Below are 24,616 nucleotides of genomic sequence, written 5' to 3'. Positions count from 1 at the left end.
TATACAGCCATTATAAAACAAAGTAAGTTTAATAGTAATAGCTCCCGGAAGCGACTTCCTGCAGGCATAACTCCAGCTGCTCAAGCGCAAACCGCATTTGCTCTTTCGTAATAACAAGGGAAGGACGGAGCGTAATAACGTTGCTCTCGATAATTTTGAATGCTACGCCTCTCTCCATCGCTTTATACATAACGGCTTCCGCTTCGTCGATCGCCTTCTCCTTCGTTGCCCGGTCCTTCACCAGCTCGACCCCGATATGAAGCCCTACGCCGTTCACATTGCCAACCAACGGGCAACGTTCTCGCAGCCCCTCCAGCCATTCCAAGGCGTAACGGCCAACCTCCTCGGCGTTCTCAACTAAGCGATGCCGTTCCAGATAATCGATCATAGCCAGGCCAGCCGAAGCGCATAGACCATTCTTCTCATGCGTGAAGTGGCCAATCGACAGATGCCCCAGAACATTGTATTCTTCCCTCGTGACGATCCCGGCAAAAGGAAGGACGCCGCCGCCAAGCGACTTGCCAAGCACAAGAATGTCCGGCGTTACGCTATGCTCTGCGGCGAACATGCGGCCCGTACGTCCAAATCCTTCAATAATCTCGTCGAAGATCAGCAGTGCCCCATGCTTCTCGCACAATGACTTCACCCGTTCCCAGAAAAGGCTGCTTGGCACGATCGGCGTCGCGGAGATCGGCTCGCCGATAACGCAGGCAATATCGCCTTCACGCTCGAAGAGAAGCTCCATCTGCCGAAGGATTTCGTTATCGACCGCTTCTTCCGAATCGAACCCCCAGGGATTGCGGTAATAGTTCGGGAATTCCACATGCAGCGCACCAGGTACCATCGGACCGTTGCCCGCTTTGAACAACCGCTCCCCGCCGATACTTGAAGCCTGGAAGCCGTTTCCGTGATAGGAATCCCAGAACGAGATCGTCTTCCACTTGCCGGTAATCTGCTTGGCCAGCATGACAGCCATCTCGATCGCTTCCGAGCCGCCAGGCGCAAACAATACGCGGTCCAGACCGTCCGGCGTAATTTCGACCAGCTTTTTCGCAAGGGCGACAGCATGCTCATTCGTATACCGTCTCGGCGAAAACGTATTTTTGCTCCGTAATGCTGCGATAACCGCCTCAATAACGTCATCATTATTAAAACCCGCGTTATGAACGCCGTTGCCATGCATATCGATATACGGTTTGCCGTCCATGTCGTAGATATAAATGCCTTCGGCTTTGGACAACACGTTCAAGACGGGCGTGGATAAGCTTTGATGCAGAAAATAACGGTTATCTTCCTCGTAAACCGCCCGTGCGGCTAGAGACAGGTTGCGGTCCCAATAGCGGCTTCGTGCGCTTGACTTGTTAATATCCCCTTGTTCGCGGCTGTATTCCATCCGGCTCACTCCATTCTCGTCAATTAACGGAACTGCATTAGGTTATGTCCGTCCTCCGTCATATCGAATATATGAAATTTGTCTTCCCGTATTTTCATCTGAATCGTATCGCCATGCCGGACGGGAGCCTCATTATCCGTTACAAAACGAATCGTGCTTTGCATCTTCTGCTCCGCATCCATCACCTTCACGAGCTTGCCGCTGCCGAGATGCTCTACCAGATCAACCTTCATGGCGATCGCGTTCGGATCGCTCCCGTCCGTCAGCATCAGATCATGCGGACGAATGCCCAGCTTCACCGGCTTGCCGATATGCTTCGCTTCGAGCTTTCTCGCTTCCGGAATGCGGAACTCGAATCCGCTCGTTACAATTGCCTGCACTCCTTTATCCTCTTGAACTACACCATCTATCAGGTTCATCGGAGGGTTGCCCAGGAAGCTCGCGACAAACAAATTAACCGGCTGGCTGAACAACTCCTCCGGCGGTGCATATTGCTGAATCTTGCCGCCGTTCAGGATCGCCACCCGGTCGGAAATCGCCAATGCTTCCTCTTGATCATGCGTAACGATAATCGTCGTTACGCCGAGCTCTCTTTGGAGCTTGCGGATTTCATCCCGCACGTCCAGCTTCAGCCGCGCGTCGAGGTTGGACATCGGTTCGTCGAGCAGCAAGATTTCCGGGTCTTTCGCCAGTGCCCGGGCCATTGCCACCCGTTGCTGCTGACCGCCGGACAGCTGGGAAGGCTTGCGGTCCAGCAGATGATCGATCTGCACGATTTTGCTCATTTCCTTGGCGCGTTCATAAGCCTGTGCTTTAGGCATCTTCCGCTCCCGCAACGGGAAAGCGATATTGTCGCGGACGGTCAGATGCGGGTACAAGGCATACGACTGGAATACCATGCCGATATTCCGGTCCTTAGGTTCAACATGGTTAACCAGACGGTCACCGAAATAGATCTCTCCGGAGGTTGGCTTAAGAAGGCCCGCGAGCATCATTAACGTTGTTGTTTTGCCGCAGCCGGACGGGCCGAGCAGGGCGACGAACTCGCCTTTGTTTATGACCAGATCAAGCCCGTCGACGGCGCGGCTGCTCTCTTTTTTGCCGTCGTAGTTTTTGACGATGTTTCTGAGCGTAATCATGATTGCTTCGCCCCTCCCATGTTAACTTTCATGAACATTTTTTGCGTGAAAATATAGAACACCACAACGGGCAACGTATAGAACAAGCCGATTGCCGTAATCAAGCCGTAATTGACGATCTGATTCTCCTTCGTCACCAGCTTGGCGAGATACCCGGCTAACGTCAGCATGTCGTCATTAAAGATCAGCAGCTTGAACAGGAACCATTCGCCGTAAGCGCCGAGGAAGGCGAATACCGAGATCGCCCCGATTCCGGACAACACATACGGGACGAGCACTTTCTTGAACGCTCCGAACCGGGTTGTCCCGTCCACCATTGCCGCCCATTCGATATCCCAAGGCACTTCGTCGAAGAAGCCTTTCATAATATAAACCAGGCCCGGCAGCGAGCCGGTTGTTGCAACCAGCATGACGCCAAGGTAAGTGTTGACGAGGCCCATCTTCACCAGAATGAAGAACGTCGCAATAATCAAGGTAATGCCGGGAAAAGAACGCATCAGGAACAGAAATTTCAATGCCGCGCCTTTCCCTTTGAAATCAAGCCTTGAGAAGGCGTACGCGGTTGGCACGGAAATCCCGACCTCGATCGCAACGATCATTAGCGAATAAACAATCGTATTTAACACAATCGGCCAGATTAAAGGCAGCTTGATCCCCGAATACTCCACTGGCTCCGTAAAGAATGAGAAGTTGTCGAGCGAAAACTCGCCCGTTGTAAAATTCATCGTTGCCGCTAGGAAATACCACACGATCATCGCAATGATCGGCAGCGTGAGCAGCGTCATATAGGTATGCGCTAGCGCTTTTTTTAACGTGCTGGTCGTCATCGGAACGGCCTCCGGTTCAGCTATTATTAGTCCTCTATTCGTGAAGGCTTGATCATTTGGTTGAAATCAAACATACGGATAAGCAGCATCGTGAGTACGAAGGAGATAAACACCACGATCAGCGACACCGCCGCGCCGTAACCATAATATTTAAGGTTAAATGCCTGTTGGAAGGCGTACAGCGATAACGTGGTTGTATCCCGCATCGGACCGCCTTGCGTTAATAGCATGATGAAGAAATAAGAGGATACGAAGCCGATCAGATCGGAAATCGTAATATACATCAGCGGCCATTTCAGCGTAGGCAATATGATTTTCATAATGACGGATTTCTCGCTTGCGCCGTCGACGCGGGCTGCCTTGTACAGATCCTCCGGAATCGAATTAATCGCGGAAGATAACAGAATCATGCCGCCGGATATCGTCGATATGATAGTCGCCAGAATAACGATCGCCATGGCCCCTTTTGTGAACCAGGACACGGGATCCGAGATGATTCCCATATTTAGCAGAAACTTATTGATAAGACCGCCTTCGGTCGGGTCGAAGATGAACTTCCAAAACGTTACGTACACGACTGAAGGAATGATACTTGGGATCAACCACAATATGCGGTACACTACGGCAAGCATCTTGCCTTTAAGAAAATATTGCGTTGCAATGGAGATAACTAGAGCAAATAGCAGGGAGATTCCGAGCGATAAAACAGCGAACACGGCCGTGTTGCCCAATATTTGCGGAAGATTGTAATCGCTGAATATCCGTTTGAAGTTCGTTAAGCCGACAAAATGCGGCTTCATCGAGGCATTTAAATCGGTAAATGCCATGCCAACCGTCGCGATCGCGGGCAAAATAAAAAACACAAGCACAAGCAAGGAAAACGGTGCAATAAACAAATAAGGATAAATGGCTTTGCGTAACGGTTTCTTGTAAGTCTTCGTCTCGTTCAATTCAAGGTTTATTTCAAGATTCATTTCCGTTTTCATTTCAAGGCGACCTCCATAAGGTGTGCGGAGTTCGGAACCGGCAAGGCGCCCCGTTCAGGTGCGAGCGCCTAGTCGATTCTCGGCTGATGCGATTATTGACCGATTACTTCTGAATCTCGACACGGTCCGCAGGTACGTTTTGTTTCACTTCTTTCTCGAAGATGTCGAATGCTTCTTCCGCCGATTTGCCCTTGGTCAGAATCGCCTCAACGCCCATTGTGTAGCCTTTCGTGAACGTTGCGTAGTCCGGAAGCGCAGGGCGTGTTTTCGTAAACTCAACGAGGTAGGCATGATCCTTATAGAAGGACATTTCTTTAAAGCGCGGATCCTCTTGAGCCTCCGGCGTTACCGGCAGCTTGCCGCTTGCGATCGTATGGTTGATCTGCAGATCCGGATCCAGCACATGCTCGATCAGTCTTTGCACGTAGGTCATTTTCTCGTCGTCCACTTTGGCACCGACAAAAATCATGGCAGGGTTGCTGTACGATACCGGCTTGCCGCCTTTTTGCGCGGAAGGAACCGGGATCCATACGACATTGTCGTTAAACCAGTTGTTGTACTCGTCCACTTTGTCTTTCATGCCGTTGGCTTCGCGCATCATTTGGTAGAACTCCGTGCGTGCGAATTCCGCGAAAATCTCGCCTTTCACGAACATCGGAGCAGCCATGTCGGTATCCACGTCGCCGATGTTTTCCGCGATAACGCCGCGTTTTTTCGCATCCGCCCAGAAGGCATATACGTCCTTCGCTTTTTGCGTCAGCTCCAGCTTGTTTTGCTCCGCATCGTAGTTGTTGAAGTCAAACGCATAATTCCAGCCTTCAAACCTTGTATCCTCGACCGCAAACCCGATTTTGACCAGGCTCTTCTTCTTTGCTTCATCCGCAAGGTTAACAAGATCATGGAACGTGAAGTCTCCGCTGTCGACTCTAGCACGAAGTCCGTCGATCTGCTCCTTCGTCCAGCCTAGTCCCTCAAGCGCTTTGCGGCTGATAAACACAGGCGAAGCATCCATATCTTGAATCGCGCCGTAGTAATGCCCGTCATAGCTCATTATGTTGGTATAAGAGGCCGGAACGTTCTTGAACACCTTGGAGTCTTTCACCCAGTCGATGTCGCGGATCAGACCCGCATCCCGCTCCCAGCCGATGTCCACGCTGGAGTTGATGAAAATGTCCGCCACTTTGCCGGCCTGGGCTTGAAGAACAAGCTCGTCATCGTCGATACCCGGCCACCAGTCCAATTTCACTTGTACGTTGTCTGGAGCGAGCTCTTCATTCAGACGTTTCTCGGCTTCGAGGAAGTTGTCCTTCCGTGCCCCCCAAGTGTTCTCGCGAACGGAGATCGTTACCACTTTTGCTTCCGGCTTGTCCGATGCGGAGGCGCCTTCCGACGTCGTAGAAGCAGAGTTTCCATTCGAACCGCATCCCGCGAGTACCCCAAGACCCATAACCATTGTCAAAGCTACGCCAGCAAACTTTTTCACTGTTACACTTCCTCCTTCAAGGCTCTAAATGATTAACCTTACAAGACTTAGTATAGGGAGTTATGTTAATTCAGGATAAAAACCACGTTAATGTTTTGTTTTGTTGTTGTTTAATCTTTTGTGTTGTTGTTTTAATCGCAAACAAAAGAAATAGCTTCATCGACTATATTCAGAGCTGCAACGAGCTGTTCTTCCGTTATAACAAGCGGCGGCACCAACGTCAGGACATTTCCGTTCGACACCTTAAAGCTTAAGCCTCGTTCCATGCACCGGTACATGACCTTCTCCGCTTCTTCGATTGCTTTTTCCTTCGTCTTGCGGTCACGGACAAGTTCAATAGCGGCGAGCATGCCCTTCACCCGCACATCGCCAATCGAAGCATGCTTTTCTTTCATCTCCGTCAGACGTTGCTCGAACACCTTCTCCATCCGGCGCGCATGCTCCAGCAGCCCGTTCTGCTCGATATATTCAATCGTAGCCAGCGCGGCCGCGCAGCCAACCGAGCTTTTCTCATGGGTATAATGGCCAAGCGAAATATCTTGCGCCACATCTAGCCCTTCCCGCACAATAATGCCGGCAATCGGGAATACGCCGCCGCCGAAGCCTTTTCCAATCGCCACAATATCCGGCACGATATCGTAATGCTCATGGACAAACATCGTTCCCGTGCGGCCAAATGCCGTTGGAATCTCGTCGAGAATGAGCAATACGCCATACTTGTCGCATAGTTCCCTCAGCCGTTTGAAGTAAGCTTTCGGCGGAATTTGAACATCCGTGCTGCGGATCGGCTCCATAATAATGGCGCCAACATCAGCTTCCCGCTCCAGCATATATTCCAAATAATCGAGGCATTTCAATCCGCAGCCGTCGCAATCGCCCATGAAACACCGGTAGCCGTTAAACGGCATCATATGCTCCGTTCCCGGCAGGAGCGGCCCCATCGAATTGCGGAACACGCCTTCGCCGCCAACCGAAATGGCATCAAGGCCCGCTCCATGGAACGAATCCCAGGTGGAGATGGTTTTGAATTTACCCGTCGCTTTGCGGGCCAGCTTCAAAGCCATGCCAATCGCGCTAGTCCCGCCCGGCGTGAACAGCACCTTATTCAAGTCGCCCGGAGCCAGTTCTGCCAGCTTCTTCGCCAGCTTAATGGCAACCGGATTCGTAAATCTCCGCGGCAGGAACGGCATTTCGTCGAGTTGATTTTTAACGGCATCAATGACATAACGGTTTTTATAACCAACCTGATGGACGCCGTTGCCGTGGAAATCCATATATCGCCGACCGTCTATGTCCTCTAAGTAGATGCCCTCTGCGTCAACGATGACGTTCAAGCATGGCGTCGACATCGATTGATGCACGAAATAGCGGCTGTCCTCGTCCAATACGTCCATCGCTTCTTCGCTTAAGTTGTCGGCTTGCCATTTCTTCCGTTCGGAGGAGAGATTAATATCCCCTTCCGTTCTCATATACGCTTTTACTTCCACTGCATTGCCCTCCTCTAGTAGTAAATCTATTCTCTATGCAGCTTTGTCCGATTCCGATCCGCTTTGCGTTAAATTGTTAGCCCACTTATTCGAGCGATAGCGGAAATAGCCGATACACGCTTTGGACACTTCCTCAAGCGCAAACATGACGTATACGACTTCAACCGGCCAATGAAACAGATAGGCACCGGCAAGCACGAGCGGCAATGCGATTAGCCATGTCGTTACGAGGATCAGCTTCAACGTATAAACGTTGTCGCCGCCGGCACGGAACATGCCTACGATCCACACATTATTGAGAAAATACGCGAGCATGAGGACCGCTTGGATCAGCATCACATGCCGGAATGCCGTCTGAACTTCCCCGCTCGTTTGGCTGAACAGCATAACGATATACGGGCTTAACGCCGCAATCGCCACGCTGACGAACAAGGAAACGACAATCGTTAATGCCGTAAACTTCCGAGCGAAGGCAATTGCTTCGTCCGGTTCCTTCCGGCTGAGCTTTTGGCCGATCAGCACGTTCGCCGCATAGGCAAAACCGTAAATGCCCATCATGAAATATCCGTTAAAGGTTCTTGCCAGCTGGAAGGTTGCGAGCGCCGTTACGCCCATATAACCAAAAGCGACGGCATACAGCATATTTCCGACCGACCAGAGCCCTTCATGAACAACAAGCGGCAGCGTGGTTCGGTACAACCTTTTCACGAATGCAAATTTCAACGAGGTTAAGGATCTGAACGTAAGATGGAAAGACACTTTGCGGACATAGACATACACAATCAACGCGGTTCCGCCGACGACGGAAGCAACAAGCGTGGCATACGCCGCTCCTGCGATTCCATATTCGGGGAAACCCAGCTTGCCGTAGATCAGCACATAGTCAAGCCCCGCATTGATCGACATCGATACAAGACCGATCATTAATGTCGCTTTAACCTGCCCGATCGCCCCGAGTGCGCTCGCGAATGTATCTTTAACCGAGTTAATCAAATAGACTAGCAGCAACAGGGTTAAATAATGGGCACCGTATTGGACGGCACCCGGATCATTAATAAACAGCCTGAGAATAGAGCTTTTGAATACAAAAACAACCGCAACAAGGACAAGCGTAACCGTTACGCTGGACAGGAGCATCAGCGCAAAAGCTTGCTGCAGCGAATGCTTGTCGCCTTTGCCGTGATACTGCGTAATAAAAGCCGTAATCCCATATACGCCGGTCAAAATCATGCTAAGAACAAAGCCGATCTGCCCGACTGCGGCCACAACGGCAATAGCGGAATCGCCAAGCCGTCCGACCATCAGCGTATTGATAAGGGAGAACGAATTGCCCACCAGCATTTGCAGGACGGACGGGATGACGAGCCTACTTACGTTTTTTCGAAATTCGCTATTTAAGTTTGATGCGTGCATGATGCGATTAGCCTTTCATTTCAGCGGGAAATACCGGATTGGACCAAGCTACGTTCCCCTCATAATCAACGCATTCCACCCGAACGTACATCATCTCGCTATCCAGCAGAAATTGTCCGCTTTGCACCGGAGCAGCGTCCTTGTTATACAAGGTACGGCCGTTAAACGGATGCGTAATAAACTTAATGAACTTTACAGGCGAACACTCTATTTTTAAATAGCCGTCTTCTACGCGCAGGTCATGAATTTCCGGTCCGTTCGAGGAATAATAGCGGCCTTCTTTCATGGCATTAATAATCCCCTGCTGGCTGAAATCTTCTGCCTCAACGTTAATCCAGCCGCCGAAAAATTCGGAGATTGCGCTGTCGAGCTCTCCGCCATGCGCGTCATCGGCAGCGATTCCGAATACTTTGCGTCCATGGCTGAGCAGGTAATCCCAATGCCGCACGCCATAACCTACCGCTTCATCCAACTCAGACTGATGGTTATAAATTTCGATTGCCGAATAATGCCGCAGCGCGAGCAGATCCTCCGGTTTGTTGCGCGACCAAGTCGGGTGATTCATGATGACCAGATTGCCTTTTGCCCGCATCTCATCGATTAAGGCTTGAATCGTCGCAAGGTCTTCGTAATCCGGCTTAGCGTGCTCCTCGTCATGTCCAAACGGAACGCTGGCGCCAAGAGACTCGTCCAACAGACCATGAATATGGTATTGCTGGCCCGTTTCTCTCCAGCTCATCTCGCATGCCATTTCATAGCCGCTGAGCAGGATATAGTCTTCCTCGTTGTACGCATCCGACTTCCAATAAATCTCGTGATCGCTAAGACACATAAAGTCATAACCTTTGTCCTTATAAGCCTGAATCACCGTCTCCGGTTCGTATTGGCCGTCGCTTCTTGTGGAATGCGTATGGATATTTCCTTTGTATTTGCGTTTGCTTCCGTTCAAATATACGCTTGCTGTCATCCCCGCTTCTCCCCCTTTTCCATCAAATCCGCAATGAACACCGGATTCGTCCAAGCAACGTTGCCCTCGTAATCGACGCATTCCACGCGCACGTAGACCATGTCTTCTTCGATCGTCATAGACGCTTCGGTGAGCGGCTCGCCCGTCTCAAAATTGCCGTAAAACGGTCCCCGTTGCGGGAATGCCTTAAACATAATAAATTTACAAGGGGAGCATTGGATTTGCAGCTGGCCATCCTCGACTCGCAAGTCATATACCTCAGGTCCGGAGCTGGAATAATACGCTCCCTTCTTCAGGCTTGTAATGATGCCGGCATGCGTCAGCTCTTCCGCTTGCACCCGAACCCAGCCGCCGCCGTATTCGGGGATTACCCAATTCGGGTCATGGGAATGCGAATCATCCGAAGCAATGCCAAAGACGCGTTTGCCGTTCTGCAAAGCATGGTCCCAATACGCTGCGCCGTAGGAGCTGCTAGTCGACCATTCCGTCGCATGATTGTAAATCTCAACCGCAAAGAACCGGTCGTATTTCACCATGTCGTCAAACCGCGTCAAATGCCATTCCGGATGGTTAAAAATAACGAGGTTGCCATGAGCACGCAATTCATCAATCAATAGCTGCGGCGAGTGATCCCCAACCCATGGCACCGGTATCGGGAACTCTTCCAGATGGCCGTAACGCTCAAGCTCCGGTTCCACCGTCGGATCGTCCAGCACGCCAAAGTGATATCCGGGGTTCTTATCCGCAACCGGATTAAGTTCTCCGCGTTCGGTTGCCGGAATCGCAATGAAATCCGGCGTATTGAATTCTTCCGTACGCGTGTAAATATCATGGTCGCTAAACGCGATGAAGTGATAACCCTTCGCCTTGAAAGCTTCCACGACTTCAGCGGCGGGCAGCCGCCCGTCCGACCAGGTTGTGTGAAGATGGAGATTACCTTTATACATGACTTTGCTGCGGTCCAGTAGAATGATGTTTTTCATAATTCCCCTCCGTTTGGGATTAATGTTGTTTCATGTGGTTTATTCAAAGAATACTACGGGTTTTTTCGTAATTCAATCCAATTACGAATATTTAACACGGCGTTAATATTGTATTTATATAATTAAACAAACTAAAACAACAACAAAACAAATGGAGGACTTTGACATGACTACACACCAATTAAAAGGGATTCTGTTTGACAAGGACGGTACCTTAATTCAATTCCATTCCTTCTGGGTTCCGATTGCGGAGGAATTAACGGACCGCTTGCTAGCGGAATTAAATGGAGGTTTACCGGCATCTTCGGGCCTTAAGGAGAAGCTGCTCCAGTCCATTGGACTAAACGCGAACGGCAAGGTCGATTCGAAAGGGTATTTGGCCGGGGGCACAACCGCCGATATTGCCGGGGCCTATGGGGAAGTACTTGAAGCCAGCGGCTATGGAATAGAGCACATGCAAAGATTGCTTCCTTGGATCACGGATGAGATCTATCGCCTTACGCAAGTTCACCGGGACCAGCTGCTGCCAACGACAGATCTGAATAGCTTGTTGCCTCTGCTAAAGGACAAAGGACTAAAGCTTGGGATCGCGACGGCGGACGATTTGGAATCCACCCTCTTCTTCTTGAACAAATATGGCATTGCCGGCTACTTCGACTTCATAGGAACCTCCGACCGTTACGAGAAAAAGCCTAGTCCCGTCATGATGAACGAATTTTGCAAGCTGACGGGGCTCCAGCCAAGCGAGGTTGCTATTGCCGGAGACACGTTAACCGATATGGGGTTCGCTCAACAATCGAATGCCGGCTTGGCCATTGGCGTATTATCCGGTACAAGCGAGCGGGAAGAACTCGCGCCTTATGCCGGACTTATCCTGCCGTCTGTTGGCGATCTGGCGTACATCGATTTCCATCGCAAGAGCGATAATAGATAAGACTGAAAATTGCCATGAAAAGGGCTGAAAATTGCCCGCTTCGCAATTGAGATAGCCATCTTTTTGTTATATGATAGGAAATGGTTTAGAACCTTGCATTTCATAAGCAAAATGACATCTTCCGCAAAGCGATATAGAGAGGAATTTCACCCAACATGAATCCAAAACAATTGAACTATACAATGCCTGCCGAGTGGACGAAGCATGAGCGCACGTTCATCTCCTGGCCGGTACAAGCTTCTATGGTTTATCCGGAGCATTACGAGCAAGTAAGCACAGGTTACGCCGAGCTGGTTACGGCCATTGCAGAATTCGAACCTATTACAGTTGTTGTAAACCCTGCGGACATGGAGAAAGTCAGCGCCTTGTTTACGGGCAATTCTGCCGTGGAATGCCTGCCGATCGAGCATAACGATGCATGGCTGCGCGACAACGGCCCAACGTTTGTTGTAGGTGAAGACGGAGGGCTTGCGGGCGTGAACTGGAAGTTCAACGCCTGGGGCGGCAAATATTCGCCATGGGATCTGGACGATGCGGTAGCACCGCAAATCCTGAAGCATGTTGACGTGAAGCAGTTTGATGCCCCGGTTGTTATGGAAGGCGGATCGATCCATACGGACGGCGAAGGTACGCTTCTGACAACGGAAGAATGCCTGCTTAATGTGAACCGCAACCCGGAGCTCACTCGCGAGCAGATTGAAGGTTACGTGAAAGAGTTCGTTAACGTAGAAAATATCGTATGGCTGAAGCGCGGCCTCAGCGGCGACGAAACCGACGGCCATGTCGATAACATCGCTTGCTTCGCGGCTCCAGGCAAAGTCATTCTGCAAGTATGCGACGATCCATCCGATGCGAACTACGAGATTACGCAAGAAAATCGCCGTATCCTGAGCGAAGCGGTAGATGCAAAAGGCCGCAAGCTCGAGATTATCGAGATTGGACAACCGCCTTACGCGGAATACGAGGACACTCGTCTGACGCTGAGCTACCTGAACTTCTACTTCGTAAACGGCGGCATTATTTTGCCGGTATTCGGCGGCGCTGCCGAAGAAGCCGACCGCAAAGCAATCGAAACGCTGCAAGCGGCATTCCCGGATCGCCGCATCCGCGCGATCGACGGCATGGCCGTTATCCGCGAAGGCGGCAACGTGCATTGCACGACACAGCAAATGCCTGCCCGCCGGGCTTAATGTTTGTTTCGCAAAACTATAAGACAATGCTTAAGAAGCAAGTTTTACGAAGTAAAACTTTTTAGGAGGATTGCCATCCATGAGAACAGTCAAAGTAGCAGCGACGCAAATGAGCTGCACATCCAATATTGAAGAGAACATCCGCAAAGCCGAAGTGCTGGTGCGCAAAGCTGCGGCAGAAGGCGCGCAAATCATCCTGCTGCAGGAGCTATTCGAGACGCCTTACTTCTGCCAGAAGGAAAAAGCAGACTACTACGTCTACGCAACCGAGCTGGAAGAAAACAAAGCGGTTAATCATTTCCGCCAAATCGCGAAAGAACTTAACGTCGTGCTTCCAATCAGCTTCTACGAGAAGAAGAACTGGGCTCGTTACAACTCGCTGGCCGTTATTGACGCCGACGGCGAAGTGCTCGGCAAATACCGCAAGAGCCACATTCCGGACGGCCCTGGTTATGAAGAGAAATTTTACTTCAATCCCGGCGACACGGGCTTTAAAGTATGGAAGACGAAATTTGCCAAAATCGGCGTTGGCGTATGCTGGGACCAATGGTATCCGGAAGCGGCGCGCAGCATGGCGCTTATGGGCGCCGAGCTGCTGTTCTACCCGACAGCTATCGGCTCCGAACCGCAGGACGGCAGCATCGATTCCAAGGATCATTGGCAAATGTGCATGAGAGGCCATGCGGCCTGCAACCTGATGCCGGTTATCGCATCCAACCGGATCGGCGAAGAAGGCGACGATGATTCGACGATTAACTTCTACGGCTCTTCGTTTATTGCCGGCCCTCAAGGCAACATGATTGCCGAAGCCGGCCGCGATGAAGAATCCGTGCTTGTTGCCGAATTCGACCTCGACCAGCTCGAGACGCAACGCATCGAGTGGGGCATCTTCCGCGACCGCCGCCCTGATCTGTATGGCGTAATCGCTTCGTACGACGGCGAGATTCGCGTACGGTAAAATGAACAGCCCTCAGACCAACTGGTCTGAGGGCTGTTATTATTTGGGCACGGATTTTTTATAAAGCATTTTGCCTCTCATCCTCTGGAAGGGGATACCATGAACCCTTGGACAATACGCCAACAACCTTTGATCTTCTGGCAATCATTTCAGCTGAGCAGCTAGCACGAACCAGTACCGCATTTGCCGCATCGCCTTCTTTTGGCCATAGCTGGTTCCCCTGTCGATCCAAAGGCGTAACTCCGCCCGTGATATATCCTAAAGTCTCGGCAAGCCCTCTCTCGTCTGACCATCCGTAACGTTCCGCCAGTTTGCTAGCCTTCTCAAGGACATTCCCTTGGCCGAAAGGATTCCAATGATCCGTAATGCTGTCATCGCCAAGCCAAACCTTCACCCCATGCTTTTTGAGCACCGGGAACGGGAAATTGCCGAGCGGGACGGTGGATGTTAACGTTATGTCTCGCGCCGCGAGCATAGCCGCCAACTCTTCCTGTTCTTGCGGCGATACGCCCGCTAATCCGAGCGCATGTGATACCGTCACACGGCCCCTCCAGCCGGCATCTTCCGCCATATCCGCAAGCCTGCGAATTGTGAACGTCCCAAGATGTCCGGGATCATGAATATGAACGTCTACATCCGCATTTGCTTCCACTGCCAAATCCATGATGGTATACAGAGACTGCTCGATATTCTGATCGACGCTTCCGGGATCAACACCGCCCATACTGGTCGCGCCTAAACGCAAAGCTTCCCGGGCATATTCCACCACTTGACTGCGAAGCAGGCCATGCTGAGGGAATACAACAATCTCCCCCGAGACTTTGTCTTTACGGTTGTCAAACGCGCGCATGACAGCTTCTACATGCTTCACGCCCGTGTATGGATCTACATTGCAATGCGAACGTATATAAGTCGTTCCATGGCTAAAAAGAAGATCAATAAGAGCTTCTGCCCGCTCCTGCGACTTAGGGAGAAGCTGATGGAGAAGCACGGCTTCCTCCTCAATTCGGGCCAATACGCTAAACGGCGGCTCAACCGCCTTCCAAGGGCCGGAATAATACGTCTTATCCAGATGGATATGCATATCCCGGAAGGCAGGAAGCATTAAGCTGTCTTCCGCATCGTAACAACTATAGTTGTCTGAAGGGAGTCCGGAGCCTGCCGGCCTAATCAAGCGAATCTTCTCGTCTTGAATAAACAAATGGTAGCTGCCAGTAATTGTCCGGGCGGGCACGCCAGCCTCCATCTGATACCCTTCTTCAAGTCGCACATTCGTCAACCAGTAACTGTTCATACGACCACCATCCGTTCTCCGGCAGACATCAGCTTGCCGGCAACGTGAGCGCCCCGGAAAAATACAGCCTTGCATGCGCGTCTTCTCGCGATCGCCTCAGAGGAGCAGGATGCATCCATCAGCACAAGATTTGCAACATCACCCGGCTGCGGCCATACCCGATTACCGCCAGCATCAAGCGGCATTACGCCGTCTGTGATGCAGCCCAAAGCACGATTAAGCGAATATTCATCCAACCAGCGAAGACGCTCCGACAACCGTCCCGCCCGCTCCAATAAATTACCGTTTCCAAACGGTTGCCAGGAATCCTGCACATTGTCGCAGCCAAGAGAGAACGGCACGCCATATCGCTGCAGCACTTGAACATGAGGCAAGGTCGCCTTATGATGGACGCTGTTAATTATGCGAATGCCAGCCTTGCGCAGTAGCCCCGCCAAATCAGCTGTAGCACCTTCCGGCACTTCTCCCAGGCAAAAAGCATGACTGACACTCACTTTCCCCTGCAAACCAGCTTCAATCGTCAATTGAGCCAACCTGCGAATCGTGTGCGTTCCCAAATAATCAGGGTCATGAAGATGCAGGTCAATGCCGCCGCCAAACTCTACGGCTATTTCGACCATCTCCTGAAGCGATCTCTCGATATCGATATCAACGGTTGCAGGATCAACCCCGCCAACCATTGTCGCTCCCTCGCGCATGGCAGCTCGCAGCAGCTCCTTGGAGCCGCTCCGCAGCAAGCCTTGCTGCGGGAAGGCTACAATGTCATAGGCAAGCTTTCCGTCATACGCTTCAAGGACAGACTGAATCTCTTTGAGATACTTGAGGCCAATCGCCGGATAGATATCAACATGAGTCCGTACGTACGTTGACCCTGCATCCATTACAGTCTGCAGCAACCTCTCCGCTCTGGCCGCCGTAGTGTGCGCATGCTCGGACAAAGTCTTATGTTCGAGCTCACTTCTCTCAACGACCCCTTTGCCGGGCGGAATGGCTTGCCACGCTTCTCCGATGAGTGTCTTGTCCAGGTGAAGATGCATCTCCGAGAATGAAGGCAATAACAGATAGGAAGAACCCTCTATAATCGGCAACGCCACTGACAGCGGTTCAGAGGCAGGAATCAGCTCCTTCACGAATCCGTCCCCAAGCCGCAAATGATAGGCCGCCGTCTCTGTTCCAATAATGCTCCCGTCTTCCTTCCGTCTAAAGCCTGTCTCCAATTTGACGTTGGATATCCAGCAATCGCCGTTCATCAGCCTCTCACTCCTCCCTATTCGCTACAATTGTTATTACTGTCTATTCTCCGATCAATTGACTCTCCTGTCTACATTGCCAATGGTACTATTTTGCTCCGCGGAGAGGTGCAGCAAGAGCAAAAACAGCACTGCAAGGGTAACCCCCTGCAGTGCTGTTTTCATAAAATACGTTTCTATTTACCTATGCGAGCCATCTTTACAGTGAGCGATCACCTTTTGAGACAACCTCTTCGGCGTTACTCCTTCACCGCTCCGAGCATAATGCCGGATACGAAATATTTTTGCAAGAACGGATATACGACAAGCATCGGTACCATCGCGATAAATACCTTAGCCGAGTTCAGCGTCCGGTTAGACAACTCCGACAGCTTCTTGTATTGCTCCGGCGTTAAGTTCGTGCCGACCGGAATGTTGACGACAAGCTGCTGGATATAAGTTTGAAGCGGATAGCTGGATTGGGTGTTGCTTAACACCAAACCATTAAAGAACTCGTTCCAGTGATAGACGCTAATGAACAGGGCAACCGCGGCCAGCACGGGGATTGAACACGGGATATATACCCGGAACAGTACCGACCATGGTCCCGCTCCGTCAACAACCGCCGCTTCATTTAGCTCTTTGGGCAGATTGCGGAAGAAGTTCATGATGAGGATAACGTCGAATACCGGTACGCCGCCGCCAAGCACTAACGCCCAGATTGAATCAATCAAGTGATAGTTCTGAATGGTCAGATACCAAGGGATTAGGCCGCCGCTAAACAACATGCAGAAGACTAGGATCCACATAAACATATTGCGCGTTTTGAATTCTTTTTTCGGCCGAGCGAGCGGGTAAGCCATTAATACGGTAATCAGCAAGGCAAAGCCCGTGCCAAGTACGGTACGCTGGATCGAAATCCAAAAGGCGTTGAAGAACATGCTGTCGTTAATAATTTCTTTGTACGGCGTCAAGGAGAAGCCGATTGGATAGATCGTTACCAAACCCGCGTTAGCGGCGGATTTTTCGGAAATGGATACACAGAAGGTATACCACAGCGGGTATACGCAACTGATGACGAGCAGCGCGAGGAGGATGATATTCGCAATATCAAACGCCCGTGAACCTAATGTTGTATTTCTGACCACAGCAGCGTCCTCCTCTTAGAAAATCGTGTAATCGGCATAACGGTAGGCAAGACGATAGGAGACATAAATCAGCACAAAGCTAATGACCGACTTGAACAAACCTGCCGCGGTCGCCAGCGAGAACTGAAGATTCTGCAAGCCTAGCCTGTAGACCCAAGTATCGAGAATATCACCGGTGGAATAAACCAATGGGTTGTACAAGTTATAGACTTGATCGAAGCCGGCGTTAAGCACGCTGCCAAGACTTAATACCCCTAACAGAACAACCGTCGTTATCAGCGCCGGCAACGTGACATGCCGAACCAGCTGCCAGCGGTTAGCCCCGTCAATCGCCGCTGCTTCGTATAGGTTAGGATTAACGCCCGTCAGCGCAGCCAGATAGATGATCGCGTTATAGCCGAATTCCTTCCACACATCCGTGCCGACGATCAGCTGCCGGAAGATCCCCGCATCCGCCATAAACAGCTGTGGATCTACTCCGAAATAACCGAAGACTGTATTTACAACGCCATAATAGCCGAAGATTCCGATAACAATGGTGGACATGATAACCCACGACAGAAAGTGCGGCAAGTAAACTACCGTCTGAACCAGCTTCTTGTAACGCAAGTTACGAAGCTCGTTAAGCAGAATAGCGAAGACAAGCGGAACGATCAGATTAAGCACGATTTTGCCCACGGCAATTATTAAAGTGTTCGTGATTACGGTCTTGCTGTCATTAAGCTGAAACATATACTTGAAGTTTTCGAGTCCAACCCACTCGGATTTGAATAGCCCCATCCCCGGATTATAATTCTGAAATGCCATCAGAATCCCAAACATAGGCACAATGCTAAACATAACAAGCCAGACCATACCCGGCAGCAGCATCAAATAATAATGCTTCTGAAGGCCTAATTTCCTCATACGGCTAACCTCCTGTCGCTTGCGTGAGATTGGAAAGCTTGCGGAAGGCAAGATGCCTTCCGCAAGCTTAACCTATCCTTATTTCTTCAAGAGTTCTGCAACTTCCGCCGTGATCTCATCTCCGCCTTGCGACTTCCAGTCCTTCACGAACTTGTCGAAGGAGTCAATCGACGCTTGGCCAAGGATGATCTTCAGAACGGTCTCGTCTTCCATCTTCTTCAGGTTCGCCCATTTGGTTTCCATCGTTGGGGTCTGGTTGTAAGTCACGCTGTAAACCTTTTTGTCGATTGGAGTTGTTGCAAAAGGACGGTCACCAATCAAGAGAGAATAGAGCCGCTGGAAGTCGCCGAAGTTAGCCGTGCTGTAATTAGTTACGCCCAGTTCGTCATACGGCGGTTTAACGACATCTCTTACTTTTTTCGCATCGGCATACATCAGTTTGTACAAGCTGTTCGGTACGTTATAAGTTTCAGGTTCCGACTCGCCTTTCAGCACTTTCGTCAACTCGGTATACTCGTATTCCGTTTCGTTCGCCGCAGCCATTACGTTACGGAGCGGATACCAGCCCACCGCAACGGACAGGTCGAAGGTTGCTTCATCGCGTACAAGGGCATTGTTCATGATCAGAATAGCTTTAACAACGTCCGGTTTGGCATTTTTGCTGATAACGGTGTACGTGCTGCCCGTTGTTTTCATATGCGTATTCCATTTGCCGTCATCGGAGTAGACCGGATAAGCCTGCCAGTTGGCCGTCGGGTCGTTCTTGAAGGAATCCCCGTTGCCGTAACCGCCTGCCCACCATGGTCCGAAGAAAATACCCGTCTGGTTCGCGTTAATCGGATCACCCGTGTTATCGCGTGTACCCACCTCAGGGTCGATAAGTCCTTTTTTGTACCAATCAGCCAGCAAAGCCAATGTTTTCTTCGTATTGTCCGATGTTGTACCGTACGATACCGTACCGTCGCCATTGTCGAGCCAGTAGCCCGGATAAGCATCCATCGCGCCGAAGATCGGGTCAAATCCAGCCATATTGTTGGAAGAAACGAGGAACGTGGAATAAGGGAACGAGTTTTTGGATGGGCCGGCTATGCCAATCGTTTTGTCCCCGCCCAGCTTGTTATCCATAAACGCTTTAGCGGTTGTCTCAAGCTCCGCCAGCGTCTTCGGTACAGGCAAACTGAGCTTATCCAGCCAATCCTTGCGGATCCACATAACGTGAACGCCGTCGGTATCAACCGTAATGTTCGGAAGCGAGACCATTTTGCCTTTGTAGCTGGCATTTTCCAGCGCGCGTCCTTCTGTACTTGCCATAATATCTTTAACCTGCTTGGAGGCGTATTGATCAAATAGATCGCCGATATCGTACAGCAGGCCCGAGCTTGCCGCTTTCGTCATAAAGGAACGGTCGTCCACCACCATGCCGTCAGGCAGTTTGCCCGATGCGATTGTCAGGCTGACTTTCTGTTTGAAGTCGTTACCCGTAGCAGCCGTCCAATCCACAATGACGTTAATGTTGTACTTTTCCTTCAGGTAACGCGTGTATTGGTTGTTGCTGACACTGTCGCCTTCCGGAAGCGTTTTGTCCGTCGGGTCCACTACCATGCCGATGTGAACATCAACGGGCTTCTCAAATTTGGAGAAAGCCAAATCGTCTCCCGACAATGCCGGGCTTTCGGAACTTGTTGCAGGACTTGAAGAAGCATTCGAATTGTTCGATGAATTGTTTGATGAATCATTTGAGGACGAACATGCTGTTAAGCTTGCACCAAGTAACGCAGTGGAAAGCAGCAATGCCACATTCTTTTTCATCTAACCCCTCCTAAAAGTTCTTACTGCTCAATAGAAGCGACCCCATTCGAGAAAGCGCTTACTTTTGTTTCTTGCCTCCTCATTGTACAATGAAAGCGCTTAAAAAAAGTCAGACAGATGTGCCGTGTTTTACGGCAGATCGCGACGCAAGGTTAGATAATTGTTCGCTCAATTGCGATCATTCTTCCCCCTTGAGGAATTGGGCACGGAACTCGGAAGGCAATAACCGGGTCTGTTCATAGAAAAGCTGGGAAAAGTATTTGGAGTCGTTATAGCCTACGGCATGTGCAACCCAAGCGATGGATTGATTCGTCTCGCACAATAGGCGTTCTGCCGATCTTATCCGCTCTTGCTTCAAATAATCGTTATAGGTTGAACCCGTAAGCTTCTTGAAGCATTGGCTGAAATAACTTCGGCTCATGTGTACGTGGTCGGCCACGTCCTCGGCATGCAAAGCATTCGAAGCCTGCTCGCGAATAAAGAGAACGGCTTTGAGAATGCTGGTCGTCGTATTTGTGAAATTAGCGGATGCCGCGACCTGCGCATACACGCGCTTCCTGTAATCCCGCATCCATTCTACCGCTAAGCGGATGTCATCTTCGCCGGATCTAGGAACTGCAGCAAGTGCCAGCTCATTCTCAAGCTGGGACAATACGCGTATGAACAACCCTTCCAGACGGCGGAAGGATATCTTTGTTTCGATCGTTTGCTTACACAACCGCTGGAATACCGATTCATTGAAGAGCCAATAGTTAGAGCGCCACTCCTGCTCCAGCCTGTTCCACTCTTCTTCTCCTTGCGTATGGAGATTTTCTTCGACAGCAGGTGCAGATTCGATTACCGCGGATGGAGAGGCAGCTGTACGCTGCTGCAGCTCTCCGGTCATCTGCTGCTCGATCCGTCTCAAAATTTGCTCATCGTCTTCCGATTCCAGTCGCACCTTGGAAATATAATCGAGTACTCCCATGCGATAAGCCGTCTGTACATTTTCGAATTCTTCATGGAACGATAAAATAACCGTTCGCAGGTCCGGATACCTTTGACGCGTAACCTGCAGCAGCTCCATCCCCGACATCACGGGCATAGAGAGATCCACGAACATGAGATCCACCTGATGCCGCTCCATAAACTCAAGCGCCTTGGCGCCATTGGCTGCTTCTCCAACCACGACCATATCATGATTTGCCCAAGGCATAATCGAGATTAGTCCTTTACGTGCAAGCTTATCGTCGTCCACGATCAATACGCGAATCACATGGCTCTCTCCTTTCGGATTTCAAGAAAAGGAAGGTTTAACGTAACCGTTGTTCCCTGATTTGGAGTGCTTTCAATCTTCATGCGAGCCTTATTTCCATAAAAGGAATCCAGCATGGAACGAACATACCGCAATCCGATTCCCCATCCCGTCTGTTGCTGATCCGGTGTATCCCGCTGCAGCAAATCCAGCGTTTCCTGACTTAAGCCCTTGCCATCGTCGCGAATTGTAATACAGACCATTTGCGCGGACTCATCCGGCAGTACGCTTATTTCCAGCTTGCCGTTATCATCAAGGCCGTGGCACACCGCATTTTCTACGATAGGCTGCAGGATGAACCTTGCAACCGGGCTATCGAGGTACGACCCTTCCGTAATAGCTAGCTCCACCTCAAAATCATGACGCATCTGCTGCAGCTCCAAATACGTACGCATCACTTGTATTTCGGCCCTGAAAGTAGCTGTTTCCTTTGATTTGCCCAAATTATAGTTGAGCAGAATAATTAACGAGGAGACAAATCTCTCGATTTCCTCCTGCTTGTGCATGGCGGCCATCCAGCGTACCGAATTTAGCGTATTCATTAGAAAATGAGGGTTGATCTGATACGCAAGCTTTTCGATTTCAAGCTGATGCCGGCGTTTTTCCTTCTGCTCCACATCAATGATCAGCTGCTGAATTTGCCGCTTCATCATATTAAACTGATCAAATAACCGGTCAAACTCGTCAATGCCCGTATGATATTGCCTAGTGCCCATATAACCTTTGCCAAATGTCCTCATTTCCTTCTCAACCAGAAGAAACGGCCGGTTAATAAGCCTCCGCAATACGATCGTGAGCAGGAACATCATCAAGAGCGCAATCGCAACAATCCAATACATATGATTTTTCCAAGTGTAAAGCTCGTGATTATAATAGGATACCGGCAGGAGCAGCGTCAGATCGTTTCCGTAATCGCCTGTCATACGGTTCCATACATAATCATCCGTCGTACCCGATTGCCCTTCTAGAAGCAGTTGGTGCCCCGGCTTATAAGCAGCTTCGCTGCTGCTATAAGTAACAACCCCCGCCGAATCCGTAAATACTAGCGAATAAGGCATATTCAAGTTTTCTGTAAGCGAATTCATATCTGCCGATATGTCGGTCTTGGATTCCACATAAACGATCAGCTTTGTTCCATCGTAGAATTCAACTTCCCTGGTAACCGACATAACCAAGTCATCGCTAAATCGGCATAACGACCTATGAGGCGACTGATAGTTTAACTCCCCCGTAGAAGCGACATTCGGCAGAGATTGTAGAGTAAAATCTGTACGAAGCGGCAAGTTCGAATACGAAGCATGTCCACTTGAGGGATTATAATACATAACCAGCTGCATCGCCGGATTAGAGAAAGTAATTAAACCAATATTATAGGAAATATCGCGAGAGAGAAGCCGCTGACTATAAATATCCTCAGTAGAAATATAGGATTCCATCAGGTGACCAACCGTACCTTCCGGCGTCATCTGCTGAGTAACCTGTAGCATGTTATTGTACATCTGATTAAGCTTAGTCGTCTGTTGGTACAGATCAAAAGCCATGGAAGTCTTGATCTTATCATGTTGCATCGTATAAATCGCATTATAAGAGACGGATGCCATCAAGATCGCGCAGCCGGCAAACCCAATAGTAAGAAGCACCATAATTCGCTTGCGAAGAGAGGAGAAAAGAAACCGATTGCGCAGCATAGACAAGATGCCTGATTTCCAACGAAGCAACACGACCACCTCACTTCAAATATGTGACATCTTATTATTCGATGCATGACGTGTATATCCTGCCGTTAATGATTTCTTCATCTTGGCAAATAAAAAACCACATCCAAGATTGGATGTGGTCATACGAGTGTTTCATTTAATTAAGTAGTGGTCGGGATGACACGATTTGAACATGCGACCCCCTGGTCCCAAACCAGGTGCTCTACCAAGCTGAGCTACATCCCGTGGTTCAAATCTAGTAAAAATAATGGAGCGGAAGACGGGAATCGAACCCGCGACCCTCGCCTTGGCAAGGCGATGCTCTACCGCTGAGCCACTTCCGCATAATGGTGCGGTCAAGAGGACTCGAACCTCCACGTCATTGCTGACACTAGAACCTGAATCTAGCGCGTCTGCCAATTCCGCCATGACCGCATATTACATATATGGTGCGGTTGAGAGGACTCGAACCTCCACGAGCATACGCCCACTACCCCCTCAAGATAGCGTGTCTGCCATTCCACCACAACCGCAAAAAAAACAAAGTGAGCCATGTAGGACTCGAACCTACGACACCCTGATTAAAAGTCAGGTGCTCTACCAACTGAGCTAATGGCTCTCAATAAAATGGTGGAGGGTGATGGATTCGAACCACCGAACCGTTAGGAAGAGATTTACAGTCTCCCGCGTTTGGCCACTTCGCTAACCCTCCAAAAAACATGGTGCCGGCGATAGGAGTCGAACCCACGACCTACTGATTACAAGTCAGTTGCTCTACCAACTGAGCTACACCGGCATATTCTTATTTTGGACTGTTGCCCATCTTGCTATCCCTACAAAAAAACAATGGTGCCGGCGATAGGAGTCGAACCCACGACCTACTGATTACAAGTCAGTTGCTCTACCAACTGAGCTACACCGGCACAATATTAAATTCCACCATCTAACATGGTGGCTCGGGACGGAATCGAACCGCCGACACGAGGATTTTCAGTCCTCTGCTCTACCGACTGAGCTACCGAGCCTGATGTTTGATGAAAATGGCGGAGCTGACGGGATTCGAACCCGCGGTCTCCTGCGTGACAGGCAGGCATGTTAGGCCTCTACACCACAGCTCCACATCGAATTCTCGGTAAAACACCGAAGATAAAGTTTTGGTTGCGGGGGCAGGATTTGAACCTGCGGCCTTCGGGTTATGAGCCCGACGAGCTACCGAGCTGCTCCACCCCGCGTCAATTAAATAAAATATGGTGGAAGCTGAGGGGATCGAACCCCCGACCCTCTGCTTGTAAGGCAGATGCTCTCCCAGCTGAGCTAAGCTTCCAAATGTGATAGGATAAATATTGGTGACCCGTAGGGGATTCGAACCCCTGTTACCTCCGTGAAAGGGAGGTGTCTTAACCCCTTGACCAACGGGCCTTAATGTAAATAGAAAAGTTATATGGCAGAGAGGAAGGGATTCGAACCCTCGAGACCCGG

The 24,616-nt window shown here is 50.3% G+C and carries 19 protein-coding genes and 13 tRNA genes; 3 read left to right on the top strand and 29 right to left on the bottom strand.

Annotated elements, in window-relative coordinates; translation table 11 throughout:
• Nucleotides 1-28: 28 nt before the first annotated feature.
• The 9 genes from pbfA to QQK89_RS07560 form a co-directional block, all read right to left on the bottom strand.
• Complete coding sequence (pbfA, locus tag QQK89_RS07600; RefSeq protein ID WP_284237916.1) at nucleotides 29-1,393, bottom strand: (R)-1-hydroxy-2-aminoethylphosphonate ammonia-lyase; 1,365 nt, start codon at nucleotides 1,391-1,393, stop codon at nucleotides 29-31.
• A gap of 23 nt (nucleotides 1,394-1,416) precedes the next feature.
• Nucleotides 1,417-2,532, bottom strand: a complete 1,116-nt coding sequence (locus QQK89_RS07595) for an ABC transporter ATP-binding protein (protein ID WP_284237914.1) — start codon at nucleotides 2,530-2,532, stop codon at nucleotides 1,417-1,419.
• Complete coding sequence (locus QQK89_RS07590) at nucleotides 2,529-3,359, bottom strand: carbohydrate ABC transporter permease (RefSeq protein ID WP_284237912.1); 831 nt, start codon at nucleotides 3,357-3,359, stop codon at nucleotides 2,529-2,531. The genes QQK89_RS07595 and QQK89_RS07590 overlap by 4 nt, the downstream gene beginning before the upstream one ends.
• Before the next feature lie 26 nt (nucleotides 3,360-3,385).
• Nucleotides 3,386-4,345 (bottom strand): carbohydrate ABC transporter permease, encoded by a 960-nt coding sequence (locus tag QQK89_RS07585; protein ID WP_284237911.1) that lies wholly within the window; start codon nucleotides 4,343-4,345, stop codon nucleotides 3,386-3,388.
• A 103-nt stretch (nucleotides 4,346-4,448) separates the two neighbouring features.
• A complete protein-coding gene (locus QQK89_RS07580; RefSeq protein WP_284237910.1) occupies nucleotides 4,449-5,828 on the bottom strand; it encodes an extracellular solute-binding protein in 1,380 nt (459 codons plus the stop codon).
• A gap of 131 nt (nucleotides 5,829-5,959) precedes the next feature.
• The gene (locus tag QQK89_RS07575) at nucleotides 5,960-7,315 is read right to left on the bottom strand and encodes an aspartate aminotransferase family protein (RefSeq protein ID WP_284237908.1); all 1,356 of its coding nucleotides are present in this window, start codon (nucleotides 7,313-7,315) and stop codon (nucleotides 5,960-5,962) included.
• 33 nt (nucleotides 7,316-7,348) lie between these two features.
• Nucleotides 7,349-8,728 carry an MATE family efflux transporter gene (locus tag QQK89_RS07570; RefSeq protein ID WP_284237907.1) on the bottom strand — a complete coding sequence of 460 codons (1,380 nt, stop codon included), beginning with the start codon at nucleotides 8,726-8,728 and terminating at the stop codon, nucleotides 7,349-7,351.
• Nucleotides 8,729-8,735: 7 nt separating this feature from the next.
• Nucleotides 8,736-9,695, bottom strand: coding sequence for a hypothetical protein (locus QQK89_RS07565; protein WP_284237906.1), 960 nt, complete (start codon nucleotides 9,693-9,695; stop codon nucleotides 8,736-8,738).
• Nucleotides 9,692-10,678: a CehA/McbA family metallohydrolase gene (locus tag QQK89_RS07560; protein WP_284237904.1), complete on the bottom strand. Its 987-nt coding sequence runs from the start codon at nucleotides 10,676-10,678 to the stop codon at nucleotides 9,692-9,694. Before QQK89_RS07560 ends, QQK89_RS07565 begins: the two co-directional genes overlap by 4 nt.
• Nucleotides 10,679-10,844: 166 nt before the next feature.
• Here QQK89_RS07560 and QQK89_RS07555 point away from each other — a divergent pair, with 166 nt between their 5' ends.
• The 3 genes from QQK89_RS07555 to aguB all read left to right on the top strand — a co-directional run bounded on the left by QQK89_RS07555 (nucleotide 10,845) and on the right by aguB (nucleotide 13,760).
• Nucleotides 10,845-11,612 carry an HAD family hydrolase gene (locus QQK89_RS07555; RefSeq protein WP_284237902.1) on the top strand — a complete coding sequence of 256 codons (768 nt, stop codon included), beginning with the start codon at nucleotides 10,845-10,847 and terminating at the stop codon, nucleotides 11,610-11,612.
• A gap of 155 nt (nucleotides 11,613-11,767) precedes the next feature.
• Entirely contained in the window at nucleotides 11,768-12,802 is a 1,035-nt protein-coding gene (locus QQK89_RS07550; RefSeq protein WP_284237901.1) for an agmatine deiminase family protein, read from the top strand.
• 79 nt (nucleotides 12,803-12,881) lie between these two features.
• The gene (gene aguB, locus QQK89_RS07545; protein WP_284237900.1) at nucleotides 12,882-13,760 is read left to right on the top strand and encodes an N-carbamoylputrescine amidase; all 879 of its coding nucleotides are present in this window, start codon (nucleotides 12,882-12,884) and stop codon (nucleotides 13,758-13,760) included.
• 58 nt (nucleotides 13,761-13,818) lie between these two features.
• Here the strand turns inward: aguB and QQK89_RS07540 are convergent, their stop codons facing one another.
• The 20 genes from QQK89_RS07540 to QQK89_RS07445 form a co-directional block, all read right to left on the bottom strand.
• Nucleotides 13,819-15,054, bottom strand: coding sequence for an amidohydrolase (locus tag QQK89_RS07540; RefSeq protein ID WP_284237899.1), 1,236 nt, complete (start codon nucleotides 15,052-15,054; stop codon nucleotides 13,819-13,821).
• Entirely contained in the window at nucleotides 15,051-16,304 is a 1,254-nt protein-coding gene (locus QQK89_RS07535) for an amidohydrolase (RefSeq protein ID WP_284237898.1), read from the bottom strand. The genes QQK89_RS07540 and QQK89_RS07535 overlap by 4 nt, the downstream gene beginning before the upstream one ends.
• Nucleotides 16,305-16,543: 239 nt before the next feature.
• Nucleotides 16,544-17,431: a carbohydrate ABC transporter permease gene (locus QQK89_RS07530; RefSeq protein WP_284237897.1), complete on the bottom strand. Its 888-nt coding sequence runs from the start codon at nucleotides 17,429-17,431 to the stop codon at nucleotides 16,544-16,546.
• A gap of 15 nt (nucleotides 17,432-17,446) precedes the next feature.
• Complete coding sequence (locus QQK89_RS07525) at nucleotides 17,447-18,337, bottom strand: ABC transporter permease (protein ID WP_284237896.1); 891 nt, start codon at nucleotides 18,335-18,337, stop codon at nucleotides 17,447-17,449.
• Nucleotides 18,338-18,415: 78 nt separating this feature from the next.
• Nucleotides 18,416-20,146: an extracellular solute-binding protein gene (locus QQK89_RS07520; RefSeq protein WP_284237895.1), complete on the bottom strand. Its 1,731-nt coding sequence runs from the start codon at nucleotides 20,144-20,146 to the stop codon at nucleotides 18,416-18,418.
• A 178-nt stretch (nucleotides 20,147-20,324) separates the two neighbouring features.
• Entirely contained in the window at nucleotides 20,325-21,401 is a 1,077-nt protein-coding gene (locus QQK89_RS07515; protein WP_284237894.1) for a response regulator, read from the bottom strand.
• Nucleotides 21,398-23,158: a sensor histidine kinase gene (locus QQK89_RS07510; protein ID WP_284237893.1), complete on the bottom strand. Its 1,761-nt coding sequence runs from the start codon at nucleotides 23,156-23,158 to the stop codon at nucleotides 21,398-21,400. Before QQK89_RS07510 ends, QQK89_RS07515 begins: the two co-directional genes overlap by 4 nt.
• A 148-nt stretch (nucleotides 23,159-23,306) precedes the next feature.
• Nucleotides 23,307-23,383: transfer RNA gene (locus QQK89_RS07505), tRNA-Pro, on the bottom strand.
• Between the two features lie 23 nt (nucleotides 23,384-23,406).
• Nucleotides 23,407-23,481: transfer RNA gene (locus tag QQK89_RS07500), tRNA-Gly, on the bottom strand.
• 4 nt (nucleotides 23,482-23,485) lie between these two features.
• A tRNA-Leu gene (locus QQK89_RS07495) sits at nucleotides 23,486-23,572 on the bottom strand.
• A gap of 12 nt (nucleotides 23,573-23,584) precedes the next feature.
• Nucleotides 23,585-23,670: transfer RNA gene (locus QQK89_RS07490), tRNA-Leu, on the bottom strand.
• Nucleotides 23,671-23,683: 13 nt separating this feature from the next.
• A tRNA-Lys gene (locus QQK89_RS07485) sits at nucleotides 23,684-23,756 on the bottom strand.
• Between the two features lie 9 nt (nucleotides 23,757-23,765).
• A tRNA-Tyr gene (locus tag QQK89_RS07480) sits at nucleotides 23,766-23,849 on the bottom strand.
• 8 nt (nucleotides 23,850-23,857) lie between these two features.
• Nucleotides 23,858-23,933 (bottom strand) — tRNA-Thr (locus QQK89_RS07475).
• Nucleotides 23,934-23,984: 51 nt separating this feature from the next.
• Nucleotides 23,985-24,060, bottom strand: a tRNA-Thr gene (locus QQK89_RS07470).
• A 26-nt stretch (nucleotides 24,061-24,086) separates the two neighbouring features.
• Nucleotides 24,087-24,162 (bottom strand) — tRNA-Phe (locus QQK89_RS07465).
• A 16-nt stretch (nucleotides 24,163-24,178) separates the two neighbouring features.
• Nucleotides 24,179-24,255, bottom strand: a tRNA-Asp gene (locus QQK89_RS07460).
• A gap of 37 nt (nucleotides 24,256-24,292) precedes the next feature.
• A tRNA-Met gene (locus tag QQK89_RS07455) sits at nucleotides 24,293-24,369 on the bottom strand.
• A 16-nt stretch (nucleotides 24,370-24,385) separates the two neighbouring features.
• Nucleotides 24,386-24,461 (bottom strand) — tRNA-Val (locus QQK89_RS07450).
• A 20-nt stretch (nucleotides 24,462-24,481) separates the two neighbouring features.
• Nucleotides 24,482-24,556: transfer RNA gene (locus QQK89_RS07445), tRNA-Glu, on the bottom strand.
• Nucleotides 24,557-24,616 lie beyond the last annotated feature (60 nt).

It is taken from the genome of Paenibacillus glycanilyticus (assembly GCF_030161375.1).
GTDB classification, from domain to species: domain Bacteria; phylum Bacillota; class Bacilli; order Paenibacillales; family Paenibacillaceae; genus Pristimantibacillus; species Pristimantibacillus glycanilyticus_B.
The sequence above is the reverse complement of the archived record's forward strand: the minus strand, read 5'-3'. Positions and strand labels throughout refer to the sequence as shown.

Bases quoted from the DNA above. Each gene is read 5' to 3' on its own strand.
- pbfA (WP_284237916.1), bottom strand. From the start codon at position 1,393: ATGGAATACAGCCGCGAACAAGGGGATATTAACAAGTCAAGCGCACGA.
- QQK89_RS07595 (WP_284237914.1), bottom strand. From the start codon at position 2,532: ATGATTACGCTCAGAAACATCGTCAAAAACTACGACGGCAAAAAAGAG.
- QQK89_RS07590 (WP_284237912.1), bottom strand. From the start codon at position 3,359: ATGACGACCAGCACGTTAAAAAAAGCGCTAGCGCATACCTATATGACG.
- QQK89_RS07585 (WP_284237911.1), bottom strand. From the start codon at position 4,345: ATGAAAACGGAAATGAATCTTGAAATAAACCTTGAATTGAACGAGACG.
- QQK89_RS07570 (WP_284237907.1), bottom strand. From the start codon at position 8,728: ATGCACGCATCAAACTTAAATAGCGAATTTCGAAAAAACGTAAGTAGG.
- QQK89_RS07565 (WP_284237906.1), bottom strand. From the start codon at position 9,695: ATGACAGCAAGCGTATATTTGAACGGAAGCAAACGCAAATACAAAGGA.
- QQK89_RS07560 (WP_284237904.1), bottom strand. From the start codon at position 10,678: ATGAAAAACATCATTCTACTGGACCGCAGCAAAGTCATGTATAAAGGT.
- QQK89_RS07555 (WP_284237902.1), top strand. From the start codon at position 10,845: ATGACTACACACCAATTAAAAGGGATTCTGTTTGACAAGGACGGTACC.
- QQK89_RS07550 (WP_284237901.1), top strand. From the start codon at position 11,768: ATGAATCCAAAACAATTGAACTATACAATGCCTGCCGAGTGGACGAAG.
- aguB (WP_284237900.1), top strand. From the start codon at position 12,882: ATGAGAACAGTCAAAGTAGCAGCGACGCAAATGAGCTGCACATCCAAT.
- QQK89_RS07540 (WP_284237899.1), bottom strand. From the start codon at position 15,054: ATGAACAGTTACTGGTTGACGAATGTGCGACTTGAAGAAGGGTATCAG.
- QQK89_RS07535 (WP_284237898.1), bottom strand. From the start codon at position 16,304: ATGAACGGCGATTGCTGGATATCCAACGTCAAATTGGAGACAGGCTTT.
- QQK89_RS07525 (WP_284237896.1), bottom strand. From the start codon at position 18,337: ATGAGGAAATTAGGCCTTCAGAAGCATTATTATTTGATGCTGCTGCCG.
- QQK89_RS07520 (WP_284237895.1), bottom strand. From the start codon at position 20,146: ATGAAAAAGAATGTGGCATTGCTGCTTTCCACTGCGTTACTTGGTGCA.